Origin of the sequence: Amycolatopsis sp. NBC_00355, from assembly GCF_036104975.1 — a bacterium.
Taxonomy (GTDB): domain Bacteria; phylum Actinomycetota; class Actinomycetes; order Mycobacteriales; family Pseudonocardiaceae; genus Amycolatopsis.
Genome location: NZ_CP107982.1, coordinates 4348201 through 4364045 on the forward strand (window position 1 = coordinate 4348201; position 15845 = coordinate 4364045).

General features: G+C 72.1%; 20 protein-coding genes. 5 read left to right on the top strand and 15 right to left on the bottom strand.

Features of this window, described 5'->3' with window-relative positions:
* Window positions 1-24: 24 nt before the first annotated feature.
* Both tpx and OHS18_RS19090 read right to left on the bottom strand, forming a co-directional pair.
* A complete protein-coding gene (gene tpx / locus OHS18_RS19085; protein WP_328450721.1) occupies window positions 25-570 on the bottom strand; it encodes a thiol peroxidase in 546 nt (181 codons plus the stop codon).
* Window positions 571-580: 10 nt separating this feature from the next.
* A complete protein-coding gene (locus OHS18_RS19090; protein WP_328450719.1) occupies window positions 581-1036 on the bottom strand; it encodes an SgcJ/EcaC family oxidoreductase in 456 nt (151 codons plus the stop codon).
* A gap of 215 nt (window positions 1037-1251) precedes the next feature.
* Here OHS18_RS19090 and OHS18_RS19095 point away from each other — a divergent pair, with 215 nt between their 5' ends.
* The 3 genes from OHS18_RS19095 (at window position 1252) to ligA (ending at window position 4474) form a co-directional block, all read left to right on the top strand.
* Entirely contained in the window at window positions 1252-1719 is a 468-nt protein-coding gene (locus tag OHS18_RS19095) for an SgcJ/EcaC family oxidoreductase (RefSeq protein ID WP_328450717.1), read from the top strand.
* A 23-nt stretch (window positions 1720-1742) separates the two neighbouring features.
* Window positions 1743-2219 (top strand): SgcJ/EcaC family oxidoreductase, encoded by a 477-nt coding sequence (locus OHS18_RS19100; protein ID WP_328450715.1) that lies wholly within the window; start codon window positions 1743-1745, stop codon window positions 2217-2219.
* A gap of 161 nt (window positions 2220-2380) precedes the next feature.
* On the top strand, window positions 2381-4474 hold the full coding sequence (ligA, locus tag OHS18_RS19105; protein ID WP_328617946.1) for an NAD-dependent DNA ligase LigA: 2094 nt from the start codon (window positions 2381-2383) through the stop codon (window positions 4472-4474).
* Window positions 4475-4528: 54 nt separating this feature from the next.
* Here the strand turns inward: ligA and OHS18_RS19110 are convergent, their stop codons facing one another.
* A complete protein-coding gene (locus OHS18_RS19110; RefSeq protein ID WP_328617947.1) occupies window positions 4529-4951 on the bottom strand; it encodes a neocarzinostatin apoprotein domain-containing protein in 423 nt (140 codons plus the stop codon).
* A gap of 196 nt (window positions 4952-5147) precedes the next feature.
* Between OHS18_RS19110 and OHS18_RS19115 the strand changes: the two genes are divergently transcribed.
* The gene (locus OHS18_RS19115; RefSeq protein WP_328450709.1) at window positions 5148-6524 is read left to right on the top strand and encodes a cation:proton antiporter; all 1377 of its coding nucleotides are present in this window, start codon (window positions 5148-5150) and stop codon (window positions 6522-6524) included.
* A gap of 61 nt (window positions 6525-6585) precedes the next feature.
* Here OHS18_RS19115 and OHS18_RS19120 read toward each other — a convergent pair whose 3' ends face one another.
* From OHS18_RS19120 to OHS18_RS19145, 6 genes are all read right to left on the bottom strand, one after another.
* Window positions 6586-7125, bottom strand: a complete 540-nt coding sequence (locus tag OHS18_RS19120; protein WP_328450707.1) for a carboxymuconolactone decarboxylase family protein — start codon at window positions 7123-7125, stop codon at window positions 6586-6588.
* On the bottom strand, window positions 7097-7558 hold the full coding sequence (locus OHS18_RS19125; RefSeq protein WP_328617948.1) for a DUF6187 family protein: 462 nt from the start codon (window positions 7556-7558) through the stop codon (window positions 7097-7099). The genes OHS18_RS19120 and OHS18_RS19125 overlap by 29 nt, the downstream gene beginning before the upstream one ends.
* On the bottom strand, window positions 7551-8891 hold the full coding sequence (locus OHS18_RS19130; protein WP_328617949.1) for an FAD-dependent oxidoreductase: 1341 nt from the start codon (window positions 8889-8891) through the stop codon (window positions 7551-7553). Before OHS18_RS19130 ends, OHS18_RS19125 begins: the two co-directional genes overlap by 8 nt.
* Window positions 8892-8895: 4 nt before the next feature.
* Window positions 8896-9381, bottom strand: a complete 486-nt coding sequence (locus tag OHS18_RS19135; protein WP_328458839.1) for a DUF6423 family protein — start codon at window positions 9379-9381, stop codon at window positions 8896-8898.
* Between the two features lie 256 nt (window positions 9382-9637).
* A complete protein-coding gene (locus OHS18_RS19140; RefSeq protein WP_328450701.1) occupies window positions 9638-9970 on the bottom strand; it encodes a DUF6235 family protein in 333 nt (110 codons plus the stop codon).
* Between the two features lie 172 nt (window positions 9971-10142).
* Complete coding sequence (locus tag OHS18_RS19145; protein ID WP_328450699.1) at window positions 10143-10319, bottom strand: hypothetical protein; 177 nt, start codon at window positions 10317-10319, stop codon at window positions 10143-10145.
* A gap of 314 nt (window positions 10320-10633) precedes the next feature.
* Between OHS18_RS19145 and OHS18_RS19150 the strand changes: the two genes are divergently transcribed.
* Window positions 10634-10780, top strand: coding sequence for a hypothetical protein (locus OHS18_RS19150; protein WP_328617950.1), 147 nt, complete (start codon window positions 10634-10636; stop codon window positions 10778-10780).
* Window positions 10781-11492: 712 nt separating this feature from the next.
* Here OHS18_RS19150 and OHS18_RS19155 read toward each other — a convergent pair.
* The 6 genes from OHS18_RS19155 to OHS18_RS19180 form a co-directional block, all read right to left on the bottom strand.
* Window positions 11493-11708 (bottom strand): acyl-CoA carboxylase epsilon subunit, encoded by a 216-nt coding sequence (locus tag OHS18_RS19155; protein WP_328617951.1) that lies wholly within the window; start codon window positions 11706-11708, stop codon window positions 11493-11495.
* Window positions 11709-11716: 8 nt separating this feature from the next.
* Window positions 11717-13258, bottom strand: a complete 1542-nt coding sequence (locus tag OHS18_RS19160; protein WP_442875421.1) for an acyl-CoA carboxylase subunit beta — start codon at window positions 13256-13258, stop codon at window positions 11717-11719.
* 158 nt (window positions 13259-13416) lie between these two features.
* A complete protein-coding gene (locus OHS18_RS19165; RefSeq protein WP_328450693.1) occupies window positions 13417-13647 on the bottom strand; it encodes a DUF6222 family protein in 231 nt (76 codons plus the stop codon).
* Window positions 13644-14792, bottom strand: coding sequence for an NAD-dependent epimerase/dehydratase family protein (locus OHS18_RS19170; protein ID WP_328617953.1), 1149 nt, complete (start codon window positions 14790-14792; stop codon window positions 13644-13646). Before OHS18_RS19170 ends, OHS18_RS19165 begins: the two co-directional genes overlap by 4 nt.
* 28 nt (window positions 14793-14820) lie before the next feature.
* Window positions 14821-15393 (bottom strand): flavin reductase family protein, encoded by a 573-nt coding sequence (locus OHS18_RS19175; RefSeq protein ID WP_328450689.1) that lies wholly within the window; start codon window positions 15391-15393, stop codon window positions 14821-14823.
* 1 nt (window position 15394) lies between these two features.
* The gene (locus OHS18_RS19180; protein ID WP_328450687.1) at window positions 15395-15844 is read right to left on the bottom strand and encodes an acyl-CoA thioesterase; all 450 of its coding nucleotides are present in this window, start codon (window positions 15842-15844) and stop codon (window positions 15395-15397) included.
* Window position 15845 lies beyond the last annotated feature (1 nt).

The following is a 15845-nucleotide window of genomic DNA, read 5'->3' on the forward strand; positions in this document are numbered from 1 at the left end:
GAATGGACCGTCCTTTTCGGACGGTCAGGCGGCGCGGCCGGCGGACCGGCGCGCGCTTTCGGCTCCTTGGGCCGCGATCACGGCGGCGTCGAAGTTCGGCGGCTGGCCGACTTCGGGGACGTACTCGGCGTGGACGACCGTGTTCGCGGCGTCCACCACGAACACCGCGCGGGACAGGAGGCGGAACTCCTTGATCAGCACGCCGTACGCGAGACCGAACGCGACGTCGCGGTGGTCGGACAGGGTCCGCACGCCCTCGACGCCCGCCGCGCCGCACCAGCGGGCCTGGGCGAACGGGAGGTCCACCGACACCGTCAGCACCGACGCCTCGCCGAGGTCGGTGACGGCTTCGTTGAACCGGCGCGTCTGCAGGTCGCAGACCGGCGTCTCCAGCGACGGGACGACCGAGATCACCCGTGTGCCGCTCAGCGAGGAGAACCGGACCGGCGCCAGGTCGTTGCCCAGCACGGTGAAGTCCGGCGCCTGGTCGCCGACGGCGACCTCCGGGCCGAGCAGCGTCACCGGGTTGCCCCGGAAGGTGACGACGCCCGTGCGTTCGGTGCTCGTCATGCCCGCCCCCTCAGCCCTTGACCGGGCTGGTCTGCTGCGACACCACGCGCCACTCGCCGTCGACCTGCGCGGCGACCCAGGTGCCGCGGACGACGCGCTCGGCCGGCACGGTGGTCTCGCCGTCGTAGAGGACGCCGCCGTCGGTGATCACCACGGCCACGCCGGGCTCGAGGACCTTGATCTCGATCGGCTCGGTGAGCAGCTTCGTGCCGGCCAGCTGGCCGCCGAAGGCGTCGGTGAAGAACGTCTTGATCGCGTCCTGGCCGTTGACCTGCTGGTCGTCGACGAGGATGCTGCCGTTCTCGGCGAACGACGCGGCGAACGCGTCGGCGTCGTTCGCGTCCCAGGCGGCCCGCGCGCGCAGCTGGGCGGTCAGCGCGGCGCTCTCCTCGCCCTGGGTGAACTTGCCGTAGTAGGTGGCCCACTGCTTGGCCCCTGCGACGAGGGACGATGCCTTCTCGGACATCCGGCTCTCCTTGGCTGGTCAATTGGCTCGAATCTCCGTGACCAGGATTCCCGCCGACGCCGGTGCCGGGCATCTCCTCTCCTGCGGGAAAAGGACCGCGAACCGCGGCAACGCAGGAGAGGTTTCCGATGCGGGCCGCGTGTGACCATTTACCTCGTATGGGGCCGATCGTATCCCTGCCGTTGGTTGGCCGACCGATCGAAGGAGAAGCAACAGTGTCCGCACCCACTTCTGACGACCAGGCCAGGCTGGACGACTATTACGGGCCCTTCACCGCGGAGAAGGAAAAGGAAGCCCTCGACGTCCCGCTGCGCCTGATCGCCGCTTGGACGAAGAACGACGGTTACGGCGTCGCCAAGGCCTTCACCGAGGACGGCGTCCTCATCCTCCCCGGTGACGTCCTGAAGAAGGGCCGCGACGAGATCGGTTCGTTCATGGCCGCCGCCTACGCCGGGCCGTTCAAGGGCACGGGCGTCACGGGCAAGCCGGTCGACCTCCGGTTCGTCTCCGACACCGTCGCGCTGATCCGCACCCACGGCGGCATCCTCGCCCCGGGTGAGACCGAAATCGACGAGGAGCTCGCCGTCCGCTCCACGTGGGTCGTCGTGAAGCGCGACAACGAATGGCAGCTGGCCGTCTACCAGAACAGCCCGCGCGGCTCCGGCGCCACCCTCCGCTGGTAACCGAAACAGACCAGGAGTTCATTGTGCCGACCACTCCGTGGGGCGACGCCACCGAGATCCTCACCGCGCTCGGCGTCGAGGAGGACACCTCTTTCTACCGCGAGTTCACCAGCGCGGACGAAAAGGCCGTCCTCACCGTGCCGCAGCGCATCCAGGACGCGTGGCTGAAGAACGACCCGGACGTCTTCGCCGACGTCTTCACCGCCAACGGCAGCTTGCTGCTGCAGGACAACCAGCTCACCAGCCAGGACGAGATCCGCGCGTACATGCGCGCCGGGTTCGCGGGTCCCCTCAAGGGCGCGCACGTCTACGGCTGGCCGCTCGAGGTCAAGTTCCTCGACGAGAACGTCGCGATCGCGATCACCGAGGGCGGGATCATCCGCGCCGGCGAGTCGGAGATCGCGCCGGAGAACCAGATCCGCGCGGTCTGGGTGGTCGTCCGCAACGCCGAGGGCGAGCTGAACCTGTTCTCGCACCAGAGCAGCCCCGTCAAGGGCTGAGCGCGTTCCAGGTCCGTGAAGGCCACCTTGAGGGACATGGAGTCCCTGAAGGTGGCCTTCACGGCATTTTGGGAGATGGGCCGCGCGGCCGGCGGGACTAGCGTCCCCAGCGGGCGCCCCTGTGCCCGCCCGGCCCGTCCGTCGACGAGTGGAGGATCCCGATGACCCCGGCACCCGTCGGCCCCGCCGATCCGGCGAAGGCCAAGGCGTTCTCCTCCGCCGCACAGTACGAAAAAGCCCTCGACGGGATCCGTGACGCCGCAGCCGCCTACTACGCCGGCAAAGACGTCCTCATGGACGACGACGCCTACGACGCCCTGCTGGCCCGCGCGATCGCGACCGAAACCGCGCACCCGGCGTGGAAGGCCCCCGACACACCGACCGAGGCCGTCGGCGCGGGGGTCGCGCCCGGGACCGAGATCCCGCACAGCACGCCGATGCTGGGGCTGGACAACGTCTTCGACACCGAGTCGCTGCAGAAGTGGCTGGGCCGCCTCGAACGTGTCCTCGGCCACCCGGCCCCGGCCTTCTCGGTCGAACCGAAGCTGGACGGCCTCGCCGTCGCCGCCCGCTATTCGCGCGGCCGGCTGACGCTGGTCCTCACCCGCGGCACCGGCACGATGGGCGAAGACGTCACCACACGCGCGCTCCGGGCCAAGGGCCTGCCCAAGAAGCTCTCCTCGCCCCGGACGATCGAAGTCCGCGGCGAGATCTTCATGACCGACGAAGACTTCGCGACGGCCAACGAACTGCGCACCGGTCACGGCGAGCCCGCGTTCGCCCACCCGCGTGGCGCCGCCGCCGGGACGCTGCGGGCGATCGACCGCGCCTACGCGGCGCCCCTGTCGTTCGTCGCCTACTCCGTGCAGGGGGTGCAGGACGACGGCACGCACTCGGAAGCCATGGCCCAGCTGGAAAAGCTCGGTGTCGCGACGACGGCCGGGAGCAAGCCCGCGCTGAAGGTCTGCCACGACGCCGACGAGATCGAGGCGGCCGTCGCCGAGATCCGGGACCTGCGCGGTTCGCTCGGCTACGGGGTCGACGGCGTCGTGATCAAAGCCGACCGGCCCGAGGACCGCGCGGCCGCCGGAGCGTCGACCAAGGCGCCCCGCTGGGGCGTCGCCGTGAAGTTCCCCGCCGACACCCGCAGCACCAAGCTGCTCGCCATCGACGTCCAGGTCGGCCGCACCGGCGTGATCACCCCGGTCGCGACGCTGGAGCCGGTGTTCATCGACGGCGTCAAGGTCGTCTCGGCGACGCTGCACAACTTCGACGACCTCGAGCGCCGCAACGTCCGCGTCGGCGACACCGTGTTCGTCCGCCGCGCCGGCGACGTGATCCCCGAGATCACCGGCGCCAAGCTCGACGAGCGGCCGAAGGGCGCCAAGCCGTTCACCCCGCCCGAGGTCTGCCCCGACTGCGGATCGGACATCGACCGCTCGCAGACGCGCTGGCGCTGCACCGGCGGCCGCGTCTGCGGCGCGCGCAAGATCCTCGCGCACTACGCCACCCGCGAGGCGATGGACATCGAGGGCATGGGCGGCAAGATCCTCGACCAGCTGGTGGCCGAGGGCCTGGTCGCCGACCCGGCCGACCTGTACGACCTCGACGTACCGAAGCTGGCCGCACTCGAGGGCCTCGGCGAGATCTCCGGCGGCAAGCTGGTCGCGGCGATCGAGCTCACCCGGAAGCGGCCGCTGTCGAGCCTGCTGACGGGGCTCGGCATCCGGATGGCCGGGCGCGCGGTCTCCCGGCGGCTGGCCCGCCACTTCGGTTCCATGGACGCGCTTCTCGAAGCCACGCCCGACCAGCTGCAGGAGGTCGACGGCGTCGGCCTGGAACGCGCGGTGACCATCGCCGGCGAGCTGGCCGAGCTCGCGCCGGTCATCGCGAAGCTGGTGGACCGCGGCCTGACCATGACCGAGCCGGACTTCGCGGCTCCGGCCGCAGCGCCCGCCGATCTCCCGCTGCGCAAGGCCGACGGCTCGCCGATGCGGGTCGTGGTGACCGGTGCGGTGCCGGGACTGAAGAACCGCGACGAAGGCAACCTGGCCGTCGAGCGGCTGGGCGGCACCGCGGCCGGCTCGGTGTCGGCCAAGACGGACCTCGTGGTCGTCGGCGAAGGTTCCGGCAGCAAGGCGGACAAGGCGCGGGAACTCGGCGTCCGGATCCTGCCCGCCGAGGAGTTCGCCGAGCTCCTCGCCGCCCACGACACCGGCGACGCGAAACGGACCACGCAGATCCTGGCCGCCTGAACGGACCCGGAAAGGCCGGCACCGGAATTCCGGTGCCGGCCTTTTCTGCAGGTCTCAGCGGAAGTGGATGTCGACGCGGTCGAGCGCCGTGACGGAAACGTCGTACGCGCCCAGCGTGCATCGCACCGTCGCGCAGTCCACCGTCACGTCGACACCGTCACCGATGTTGCCGACGTACTTCTTCTGGGCCACGATCGTCGTGACCGCGATACCGTGGGCGTCACTGTGGACTTCGACCACCGTCGCCGGGTTGCCGGCGCAGCCGGTCGGCACCCAGCCGCATTCGCCGACCCAGAACGTGCCGTTCGGCGGCAGCCCGACGACCACCGCGGCGACGGTCGCGTTGGCGGACAACGCGAACGTCGGCGCGGCGATCAGGTGCACCGGCGACGCGGCCGAGGCGGCGGGCGCGGCCACGGCCGTCAGCCCGGCCACCACCGCGGCGACGGTGGCGATTCTTCGGGTTCTCGTGCGCATGGAAAACTCCTGCCATTCTGTGCAATTCGGAAAAATCGGAAACCGGACCCTGCCCGTATCGTACGGGAAACACACAGGTGATCCGGGGGCCCGGAAAAGCTCAGCGGGAGGTCGTGGATATCGCATGACCAGAGACGCGCGCATGATCCATTACCCGGAACAATTCGGCGCATAAGCACTCCCGTGGAGGTCGACCATGCATCTTGCCGCCCCGGTGGCGCCGATCGCGCCCCATCCGTTGTTGTTGTTCTTGCTCGGCCTCCTGGTCCTGCTGACCCTGGCCAAGCTGCTCGGCCGGCTCGCCGAGCGCTTCGGGCTGCCGTCGGTGGTCGGTGAGCTCGTCACCGGCATGCTGCTCGGCCCGTCGCTGCTGGGCCACCTCGCGCCCGGCTTCATGAACTGGCTGATGCCCACGCAGCCGCCCGAGCAGATCCACCTGCTCGACGGGGTCGGGCAGTTCGCCGTGCTGCTGCTGGTCGGGATCACCGGCACCCACCTGGACACGCGCATCCTGCGCCGCCAGGGCAGGACCGCGGCCACCGTCAGCCTGGTCGGGCTGCTCGTGCCGCTGGCGCTGGGCATCGGGCTCGGGTTCGTCCTGCCCGGTTCCCTGCTCGGCAGCTCCGGCTCCAGCCGCTGGGTCTTCGCCCTGTTCATCGGCGTCGCGATGTGCGTCACCGCGATCCCGGTGATCGCCAAGACGCTCACCGACATGAAGCTGTTGCACCGCAACATCGGGCAGCTGACGCTCGCGGCCGGCATGGTCGACGACGCCGTCGGCTGGCTGCTGCTGTCGGTCGTCTCCGCGGCCGCGACGGTCGGCGTCAGCGCCGGCGTCGTCTCGCTGTCGATCGGTTACCTGCTCGGGTTCATCGCGCTCGCCGGGACGATCGGCCGCGTGCTCGTGCGCAAGCTGATGGACCTGGCCGCCAAGCGTGAGGAGTCGGGCCCGGTCGTCGCCATGGCGGTGATCATCCTGCTGGCCTTCGGCGCCACCACGCAGAGCCTCGGCATGGAGCCGGTGTTCGGCGCGTTCGTCGGCGGCATCCTGATCGCGCAGTCGCGGGCGTCGCAGGCGAAGCTCGCGCCGCTGCGCACGGTGGTGCTTTCCGTGCTGGCGCCGCTGTTCCTGGCCACGGCCGGGTTGCGGATGGACCTGACCGCGCTGGCGCACCCGACCACGGCCCTGGCCGCGGCGGCTCTGCTGGCGCTGGCGATCGTCGGCAAGTTCGCCGGCGCCTACGGCGGCGCGCGGATGAGCGGCCTGTCCAAGTGGGAGGGCCTCGCGCTCGGCGCGGGGATGAACTCCCGCGGTGTCATCGAGGTGATCGTGGCGCTGACCGGCCTGCGGCTCGGCGTGCTCAACACCGCCACCTACACGATGGTGGTGCTGGTCGCGATCGTGACGTCGGTGATGGCCCCGCCGCTGCTGCGGGTGTCGATGCGCCGGGTGGCCCGCACCGAGGACGAGCACCTGCGGATGCTGGACCACGAGGCGTGGCTGGGGCACTCACTGTCCACTCCGGAGCCGCTGCGGGCCGCGCCGGAAACCCTGCGGCGCGACGCCGCCTGAGCGTCCATAAAGGACAAAGCAAAGGGGGCCTTCCCGCGGGAAGGCCCCCTTTGCCGTTGTCTCAGAGCATTCCGGCCAGGCCGGCGTACCCGCCCTCGGCCAGCCGTTCGCCCGACTCCGTCGCGTACGCCGCGTCGGCCTTGATGCCCAGGCCCTCGACCATCCGGTTCATGAAGTTGAACAACGCGCAGACGAGCACGGCGTCGTGCAGGGCCTGTTCGTCCCAGCCCGCGGCGAACACCGCCTCGGCGTCGGCGTCGGTCATCCGGGACGGCGTCCGCGTCAGCTTGCCCACGTAGGCCAGCACCGGCTTCAGCTTGTCGTCGACCGGGGACGACGCCAGGTCCGCCACCGCGGCCGTCAGGACGCCTTCCGGGATCCCGAACGCCTCCGCCGTCACGGTGTGGATGCCGTGGCAGTAGTCGCAGGCGTTGAGGCCCGAAACGTAGGCCGCGATCATTTCCCGCTCCCCCGGCGAGAACGGTGAATCTCCACGCAGCAGCGTTTCGTGGAACGCCAGCAGGTGGCGCGCCGGATCCGGGTAGGACCGGAAAACCTGGAGCAGCGTCGTTTCAGCCGGCAGCGACTTCAGGTAGGACATCGGGAGCTTCCTTTCGGTCGGCGAGCCGGTCGATCTCGTCCCGGCGGATCCAGCAGGCCGTCAGGTACGCCCGCGCCGCCGGACCGATCTCCGGCACGGCGTTCGTCACCCGGGCGGCCGAGTTCGTCCACTCCTGGCGCAGCGCCCCCGCCTCCGGGCGTCCCGGGACGGCATCCACCAGGGGCCGCAGCATCCGCCACTGCGCCAGCCCGGCCGCGGCGAGCCCGGCCAGGTCGGCGGTGAACACGCCGTGGCGGGCGCGGTCGACCGCCTGGGTGACCAGCGCCGGGTCGTCGGCCAGCCGGGCGAAGCCCAGCCCGGCGACCAGCCGGTCCGGCTCCAAGCCCAGCAGGATGACGCCGACCTCGGTCTCCGGCGGGGCGTCGATCTCGGGCAGGGTGAAGCGCGAGTCGTAGGGCTCCTCGTCAGACACCGGCGCCCACCTTGGCGCGGGCCGGGGTCCCGGCCGGGGCGTCCCCGCGCAGGCTGCGGGCGATCGCGCCGGCGACGCGGGCGGTGGCGACGCGGTGGCCGTCGATGTTGCGGGCGGCCGGCCCGAGCACCATGCCCGCGGCCGCGCCGACCACGGACACCAGCGGCGCGTACGCGTAGGTCAGGGTGCGTTCGTCGAGTTCCGGCCAGCCGTCCCGCTCGCCGACGACCTCCTCGGGCAGCAGCCCGCGCCCGGTCTCCGGCGTCGTGCCCAGCGCCAGCACCGCGCTGTCGCCGCTCACCCGCCGTCCGCCGGCCAGCCGCAGCACCGCCGTGCCGCCGGCCCCGGCCGCCACCGAGGTGATCGCGTCGCCGCGGTGCACGACCAGGCGTCCCTCGGCCTCGGCCCGCTCCAGCTGCGGACGGAACTCGAACATGATCGACGCGCGCCGGAACTCGGCCATCAGCCCCAGCCGGTCGGACCAGCCGACGCTGCCGATCCGGGCCCGGCCCTCGGGCCGGAAGAACTTGGAGTTGACGTCGGCGCACTGGTAGCGCTCGCCGGGCTCGCGGACCACCCAGTGCACCTCGCGGCCGGCCGCGAGGGCGTTCGTGATCAAGTGCGCCGAGGTCAGCCCGGCGCCGACGACGACCTGGCGCCCGCCGAGCGGCGGCACCCGTTCGTCCCAGTAGGTGACCCCCGGTGGGGCGGCGCCGCCACCCCACCACTCCACGGGCGCCTCGCGCCGCTCCTCGCCGGGACAGAGCACGACGTGGCGCGCGGTGACCGTGGCCCGGTCCGCCCGCACGGTGACGTCGGTGGCCGCCGGGAGGACGTCCCGGACGGTGTCCCGCCAGGTCTTCTCCGCGATCCGGTGGGTGTCGACCAGGTGGTCGCAGTAGGCCTCGAAGACGTCGAGCGGCACGACCGAGCGGTGCCCGGCCTGCGACATCCGGACCTCGCGGCGCTCGACCGGCGTCAGCCGGCCCCAGTGCAGCCGGGCGAAGTCCAGCAGCTCGCAGTCGCGGTACCCCTCGACCCCGGGGTGGTGCTCGTAGGGCGAGCGCAGCACACGCTGCCCGAGCAGGTCGACGCGGTCGAAGAACCGGCCGCACGGCTTCCCGCCGCGGTCGAACACGACGATGTCACGCACCCCGTGGTGCCACAACGCCGAGGCCACGGCCAGCCCGGCCGGGCCCGCCCCCACGATCACGACGTCGGCCCGCCGCGGCGGTACCGGCTCGCGACCGGGCGCGGGCGCCGCCGGCAGCCGCGGCCAGTCCCGGCCCCGGGGCGAGTCGAGCAGGTGCGGCCCGGGGATGAAGCTGGTCATCGGCTCAGCCGATCACGGTGACCGGGACGATCAGCTCGACCATCGGCCGCCGCGCCATCCCGTTGGTGACGAGCTCCTCGAGCGTCTGCTCCGACTGCTCCAGGCTGTCGGTCGCGATCGGGCTGTAGCGCGAGTAGGAGTAGGCGGGCTTGCGGGCGCTGGTCTCCATCTCGTAGACCTTCAGCACGGCCTCGCCGGGCCGCACCTCGCCGCCGTAGAAGGTCAGCCGGCGCTGGTCGGGCGTCATGAACGACTTGGAGAACTGCCGCGACATCACGAGCGACTCGGGGTCGTTGACGAACGTCGAGTTCTCGTCCATCACGACCTGCATCGCGACCCACGTCTGGTCGGTCAGGTTGGTCTCGGACTTGATGATCTGCCAGCGGCCCGGCTCCGGCAGGTTGACGCTGACCGAGACGTCGTGGTCGGTCGTGTCGATGGCGCCCGAGATCATCAGCACCCGGCGGCGGACGTCGGCGACCCCGGCCATCTGGATGTCACGCGCACGTACCCGGCCCGACACGTCCAGTCCCGAGAATTCCGGTGACGACATAACGCAGCCTCCTTGATTTGCCCCTCAAAGCCCCCATTGAACTGCGACCAAGCCGAGAATTCCACAGGGCCGGAGACGATGTCAAGGTGACGAATGCACGTTTGCCGGGGCCATCCCGCTTACCCGGGTGGGCCTTCTGACACGAGGGCAATTGCGCCGTTCGGCGCAACGGGCGCTGCCCGCCGCGGCCGAGTCAGCCGTCGTCGACGTCCACCTCGACCTCGACCTCGGCCGCGATCTCGGTGACCACCGCCGACGCGTCGTCGTCCAGGCTGCCGACGTAGAGGATCTCGAACGCGGACTCGGCCCGCTGGACGGAGATCTTCACCATCAGATCGGCTTTCACCATGACGATGAAATTGAAAATGTCGTCCGGGTCACCGAATACGTCGTAAATGAGAAAAACCGAGCCGTCGCCGATCGCGAACAATGCCTCGTAAAGGACGTTCCGCTCGGCCTGGGTCGCCGAGTCCGCCCATTCCTCGAGCACCTCGAGACCCGCAACGAGCTGGAGGCGCATAGCCATCCGCTGGCCTCCCTACCGAGCGCGCGCCGACGGACCGGGGCCGGACCCGGACGCTCGCGGGACCCGGCCAGGGGTCCCGACGGCGCCGGGGACTCCCGGTGCGAAACAGCTTCCAGTGTGGCGGTGCCCGGGCCGTCCCGGCATCTCGGATCTTGCGGCGCCGGCGGGAGAATCAGTTGTAGCCCAGCACGATCGTGTCACGGACGTACTCCCGCTGGGCCGGCGCCGGGATCTCCCCCAGCGCCTCGGCGACGAGCAGTTCGCCGGCCTCTTCGGGCGCGGTGCGGGGCCCGGGGACGAGCCCCGCCACCGGCAGTGCACGGTCGATCCGGGTCTGGGACGCGGTCATCGCGGTACCTCCGTTTCGCTCCTGGTGACCTTCCATGGTGCGGCATCGGCGTCGAGAACCCCTCGTACGCCGCTGACCGGCCGATCGAGACCTCCCGGTGCGCAGCCCACGAGATGCCCGCCGGGAGCGGGACGCGGTGTGCTGGACGGACGTGAGTTCCGCACGCCTCGACCTCCGATTTCGACTCTGAGGTGCCTGATGACCGAACGCCTTGACCCTTACGAGATCTTCGCCGAAGACGACGACGATCTCGACGTGTTCGCCCTGATCCGGACCGATTGGGTGAGCGACCGCCCCCTTCCGGTGGACGACCGGTGACCGCCCCGGACCCGGCCGCCACCGACTCCGCCCCCGGGCCACCCGGGCGCGCGCGGCTCTTGGCGGCGCGGCGGTGGGCACCACCGTGGGACAGCGACGAGTTCGACGCCTACGACGTCTTCGAGGCCGACGAAGCCGCCTGACCCTCGCCGTTGGGCCCGTCCCGGAGCGGCCGGCACGGCGCCCGGAAGGGCCGACACAGCCGCAGGAACGGCCGTCACGCCGGCACCCCCGGCGAGTTGGCCACTGCGGGCGGTGTGTTGGCGATTCCGGGCCATGTGTTGGCCGCTGCGGGCAGCGAGTTTGGCCGTTCTCGGCCGCATGTCGGCCGCTGCTGGCAGCGAATTGGCCGCTGCCGGCGGTGTTGGCGTTCCTAGCCGCGAGTTGGCCGCGCCCGGCTGCTCATCGGCCGCCCCCGGCGAGTTGGCCGCTCCAGGCGGTGTGTTGGCCGTTGCGGGCGGTGTGTTGGCCGCTGCGGGCGGTGTGTTGGCCGCTCCAGGCGGCGTGTTGGCCGCTGCGGGCGGTGTGTTGGCGGTTCCCGGCCGTCCAGCGGCAGAAAGGCGGGGCTCCCGCGAAAGCCTGCTGGCCTGCCTATGCCGTGAGGGGCACCCTCAGGGACCGGATGTCCCTGAGGGTGCCCCTCACGGCATTCGGCTGCCCACGGGTTCCGGGGCTCCGGGTTCCGGGGTCGCCGGGTCGCGGCGTCTCGGACTGCGAGTTGCCGCGCCCGGACATCCGGGCGAGCGCGAGGGCGGCCGCGAATCCTCCTGGGTCAGGCGAAAGCCGTGAAGGCCCCCTTACCGGCGTCTTGGGCCGGTAAGGGGGCCTTCACGGCTTTCCGCGAGGCAGAGGGCGTCAGCGGGGCAGCCCCGACAGCCGCCAGGCGCCCTGGCGGGCCGCCAGGGGTGCGTCCCGGCGGAAGGCCGGGTCCGCCCAGGGCGACCGCGCGGGGGCCTCGGCAGGCGCCGCCGACGCCGCGAGGAGGGCGGCGATCAGGGCCGCCAGCTCGGCGTCGTCCGGTAGGCCGCGGACCACCCGGATGCCGGGCGCGGTCGGGTCGGTTGGCCCCATGGGATACCTCAGATCGGGTGGTTGCCGTGCTTGCGCTGCGGGCCGGGCTTGCGCTTGTCCTGCAGCATGGCGAGCCCGCGGGCGATCGCGCCGCGGGTGTCGGCCGGGTCGATGACGTCGTCGACCAGGCCTCGCTCGGCCGCGTACTGGGGGTCCAGGTACTCGGCGACGTACTCGCGGACCAGCCGGGCGCGCAGCTCGGCCGGGTCGGCCGCGGCGGCGAGGTCGCGGCGGAACAGGACGTTGACCGCCCCTTCCGCGCCCATGACGGCGATCTCGTTGGTCGGCCAGGCCAGGGACAGGTCGCAGCCGATCGACCGGGAGTCCATCACGATGTACGCGCCGCCGTAGGCCTTGCGCAGGATGACCTGGATCCGCGGCACCGTGGCCTCGCAGTAGGCGTGCAGCAGCTGCGCGCCCTGGCGGATGATGCCGCCGCGCTCCTCTTCGACGCCGGGCAGGAAGCCGGGCACGTCGACCAGGGTGACCAGCGGGATGCCGAAGGCGTCGCAGAACCGCACGAACCGCGCCGCCTTCTGGGAGGCCGGGCCGTCGAGCACGCCGGCCAGCACGGCGGGCTGGTTGCCGACCAGGCCGACGACGCGGCCGTCGACGCGGGCCAGCGCGCACAGCACGTTCGGCGCCCAGGTTTCGTGCAGGGCGAAGAACTCGCCGTCGTCGGCGATCTCCGAGAAGACGTCTCGCATGTCGTAGGGCCGGTTCGGCTCGGCGGGCACCAGTTCGGCCAGCCGCGGCCGCCAGTCGGCCGTGGCGCCGGTTTCGCGCGTGGCCGGGGCCGGCTCGAGGTAGTTGCGCGGCAGCAGCGAAACGAGGTACCGGACGTCGGCCAGGCAGCTCTCCTCGTCGTCGTGCACGACGGTGGCCACGCCGGAGTGCCGGCCGTGGGTGTCGGCGCCGCCGAGCTCGTCGGCGGTGACCCGCCGCCCGGTCACCGATTCGACGACGTCCGGGCCGGTGAGGAACATCCAGCCGGTGTCGCGCACCATGAACGTGAAATCGGCCAGGGCGGGCGAATACGCCGCGCCGCCGGCGCACGGGCCGAGGATGACGCTGATCTGCGGGATCACCCCGGACGCCTCGACCTGACGGCGGAAGATACCGCCGTAGCCGTTGAGCGCCATCACGCCTTCCTGGATGCGCGCGCCGCCGCTGTCGTTGAGCGCGATCACCGGGGAACCGGTGGCCACGGCCAGGTCCAGCACCTTGTGGATCTTCGCCGCGTGCGCCTCGCCGAGCGAACCGCCGAACAGCGTGAAGTCCTGGGCGTAGACGAACACCCGGCGGCCGTCGATCGTGCCCGAACCGGCGACCACGCCGTCGGTGTACGGGCGGTTGTCCTCGAGCCCGAGCCCGCGGGACTGGTGGCGCCGGTAGGGCTCGAGCTCGGTGAAGGAGTCTTCGTCCAGCAGCAGGGCCAGCCGCTCGCGGGCGGTGAACTTGCCGAGGGAGTGCTGCCGCCGGACGGCGTCGAGCCTGCCGTCGGCCACGTGCGCGGCCAGTTCGTCGCGCCGCTTGCGCAGCAACGGCATGCCGGGCTCGGGGTCGGCCTGCGGGTGCAGGGAGATGACCTGGGCCTCGCCGGCGGGCAGCGACCGGCGGTGGTGCCCCGGCCCGCGGCGTTCGCCGTCGGACAGGGGCACCACGTCGGCTTCGTCGGTGCGCTGGGCGCCGGCGTCGGACGGACCGCTCACGCCGCGTCCCGAAGGCGGCCGAGGCGCTCCTGGTGGTCCTGCTCGATCTCGGCGACGATGGTGCTCCAGACGATGCCGCGGCCGAGACGCGGCATCGGGCGGGCCACCACCGGCGGCGGCTCCGGAGCGGGCTCCGGCGTCGCCTGGACGGCGGCCGGCGCGGCGATCGGTTCCCGGACGAGCCGGAACGGGCGAGCGGTGCCTTCGGTCTCCTCGTGCGCGGTCATGCCACTGCCTTTCCGATCGGTCCGGACCCGGTGGTGCCGGATCCGGCTGCTGGGACTGTCGAAGGAGCTGACGTCGGCGGCGCGGCCGGGCCGGCGCCGCCCGCCGCGGTGTCCCCGGCTTCCGGCGCACCCCGGCGACGCAGTGCGCTCTCCCGTGCGAAAGCCGCGCCGGCCCGCCGCGCCCTGAGGGCGCCGCTCTCGGCCAGCCAGTTCACCGTGTCCGCCACGGTCTCCGCGAGCGGCCGGGGCGCCACCCCGGCGTCCGGGGCCCCCGCCTCGACCGGGACGGCGACCGCGCACACGTGGATCGCGCCGTACTGCACGGGCACCGGACGCGGCCAGATCCGCTGGAGGACGTCGGCCGTGCGGCCGACGCCGGAAAGCGCGGCAGGCGGCAGGAACACCGCCGGGAGCCGGAGACCGGTGACCGCCCGCACGGTCGCCAGGTACTCCCGCGTCGTCACGAACGTGCCCGGGCCGAAGTACTCCCGGCCGGCGGCAGCGACGCCGTCGAAGAGGCGCGCGTGCAGTTCGGCGCTGTCGCGGACGTCGCCGATCGGCAGGCCGCCCGTCGGCCAGATCGGTGTCAAACCGCGCAGCAGGTCCCGCAGCCGGGCGTTCTGGTCGCCCAGGTGCGGGTCGTGCGGGCCGAGCAGCGCCGGCGGCCGGGTGATCGTCGCGCCGTGGCGGCGGGCGATCGTCTCGGCGGCCGTTTTCGAGGCCAGGTAAGGCTCTCGTGACGCGCCGGCCGGGGAGCCCGGCCCGATCGTGCCGGCCGCGGCGGGGTACAGGGCCCCGACCGTGGACACGTGCACGATCCGGCTGATGCGGGCGCGGCGGGCCGCCCCGAGCACGACGTCGGTGCCGTGCTCGTTAACCCGCCGCAGTTCGGTGCGCCGCCGGGGGTCGAAGGTGTAGACGCCGGCGGCGTGCAGCAGACCGTCCACATCGGACACGAGCCGGGCGGCGGCGGCCGGGTCGGTGACGTCCCCCCGGACGACCTCGACCGCGCCGGGCGCGACGCCGAGCGGGACGAGCGCGGCCGGCACCCGCGCGGGATCCCGCGCCAGCACCCGCACCCGGTGCCCGTGGCGCAGCAACGCCGCCACGGTGTGCGCACCGAGGAAACCGGTCCCCCCGGTCACCGCCACCAACATCGTGTCCCCCTGTCACTCAAGCAGCGCGGGCGCGGCCGTCGACCTCGTGGTAGCGGCCGCCGTAGAACACCAGGGCGTCGTCCCCCGACCCCCGGCTCGAGGTCAGCACCCGGCCCAGGAAGATCGAGTGGTCACCGCCCTCGTAGACGGCTTCGAGCTCGCACTCGAGCCAGGCCAGCGCCCCGGTCAGCAGCGGCGACCCGGTCTTCGCGCCCGGCGTCCAGTTCACCGAGTCGAACTGCGCCATCCCGTTGGGGCGGCGCCAGTCGGCGAAGTACTTCGACAGCTCCTGCTGGTCGGCCGCGAGGATGTTCACGGCGTACGAGCCGGCGCTGACGATGGCGTCGTGCATCCGGGCGGCCCGGGCCACGCAGCACAGCACCATCGGCGGCTCGAGCGACACGGAGGAGAAGGCGTTGGCCGTCATCCCGTGCCCGTCCTCGCCCCCGGCCGTGAGCACCGTGACCCCGGTGGCGAACTGCGCCATCACCTCGCGCAGCCCGGTCTGGGTGGACAGGTGCCGGCGGCCCGGCGGGGTCGGCAGCCGCTTCAGCACCGTCCGGTCGATGGTTTCCCCGGCGTCCGCCACGTCACGCTCCCTTGCCGTTCACCGTCGTCACCGCGTAGGGCGCCAGCGCTTCGCGCAGCTGCTCGGGCACCCGCGACGGCACGGTTTCCGTGTTGGGGCCGCGCATGCAGGCGATCCGCTGCCGGCCGCGGGCGACCAGCCGCTCACCGTCGTCGTGCAGGTGCACGTAGTCGAAGGCGAACTGGATCTGCGTCGAGGTCAGCTCCTCCAGCCGCAGCCGGATGGACAGCTCGTCGAACGCGGTGATCTCGGCGAAGAACTCGCACTCCACCTTGAGGGTGAAGAGCTTCAGGTCGTGCCGGACCTCTTCGAGGACCGCGGGCGCCTTCTCCTTCAGGAACATCTCGCGGCACCGGCCTTGCCAGCGCACGTAGTTCACGTAGTAGACGTTGCCCACCAGGTTGGTCTCTTCGAAGCCGACCGTGTGGCGGATCTCGTAGTAGTCGGACATT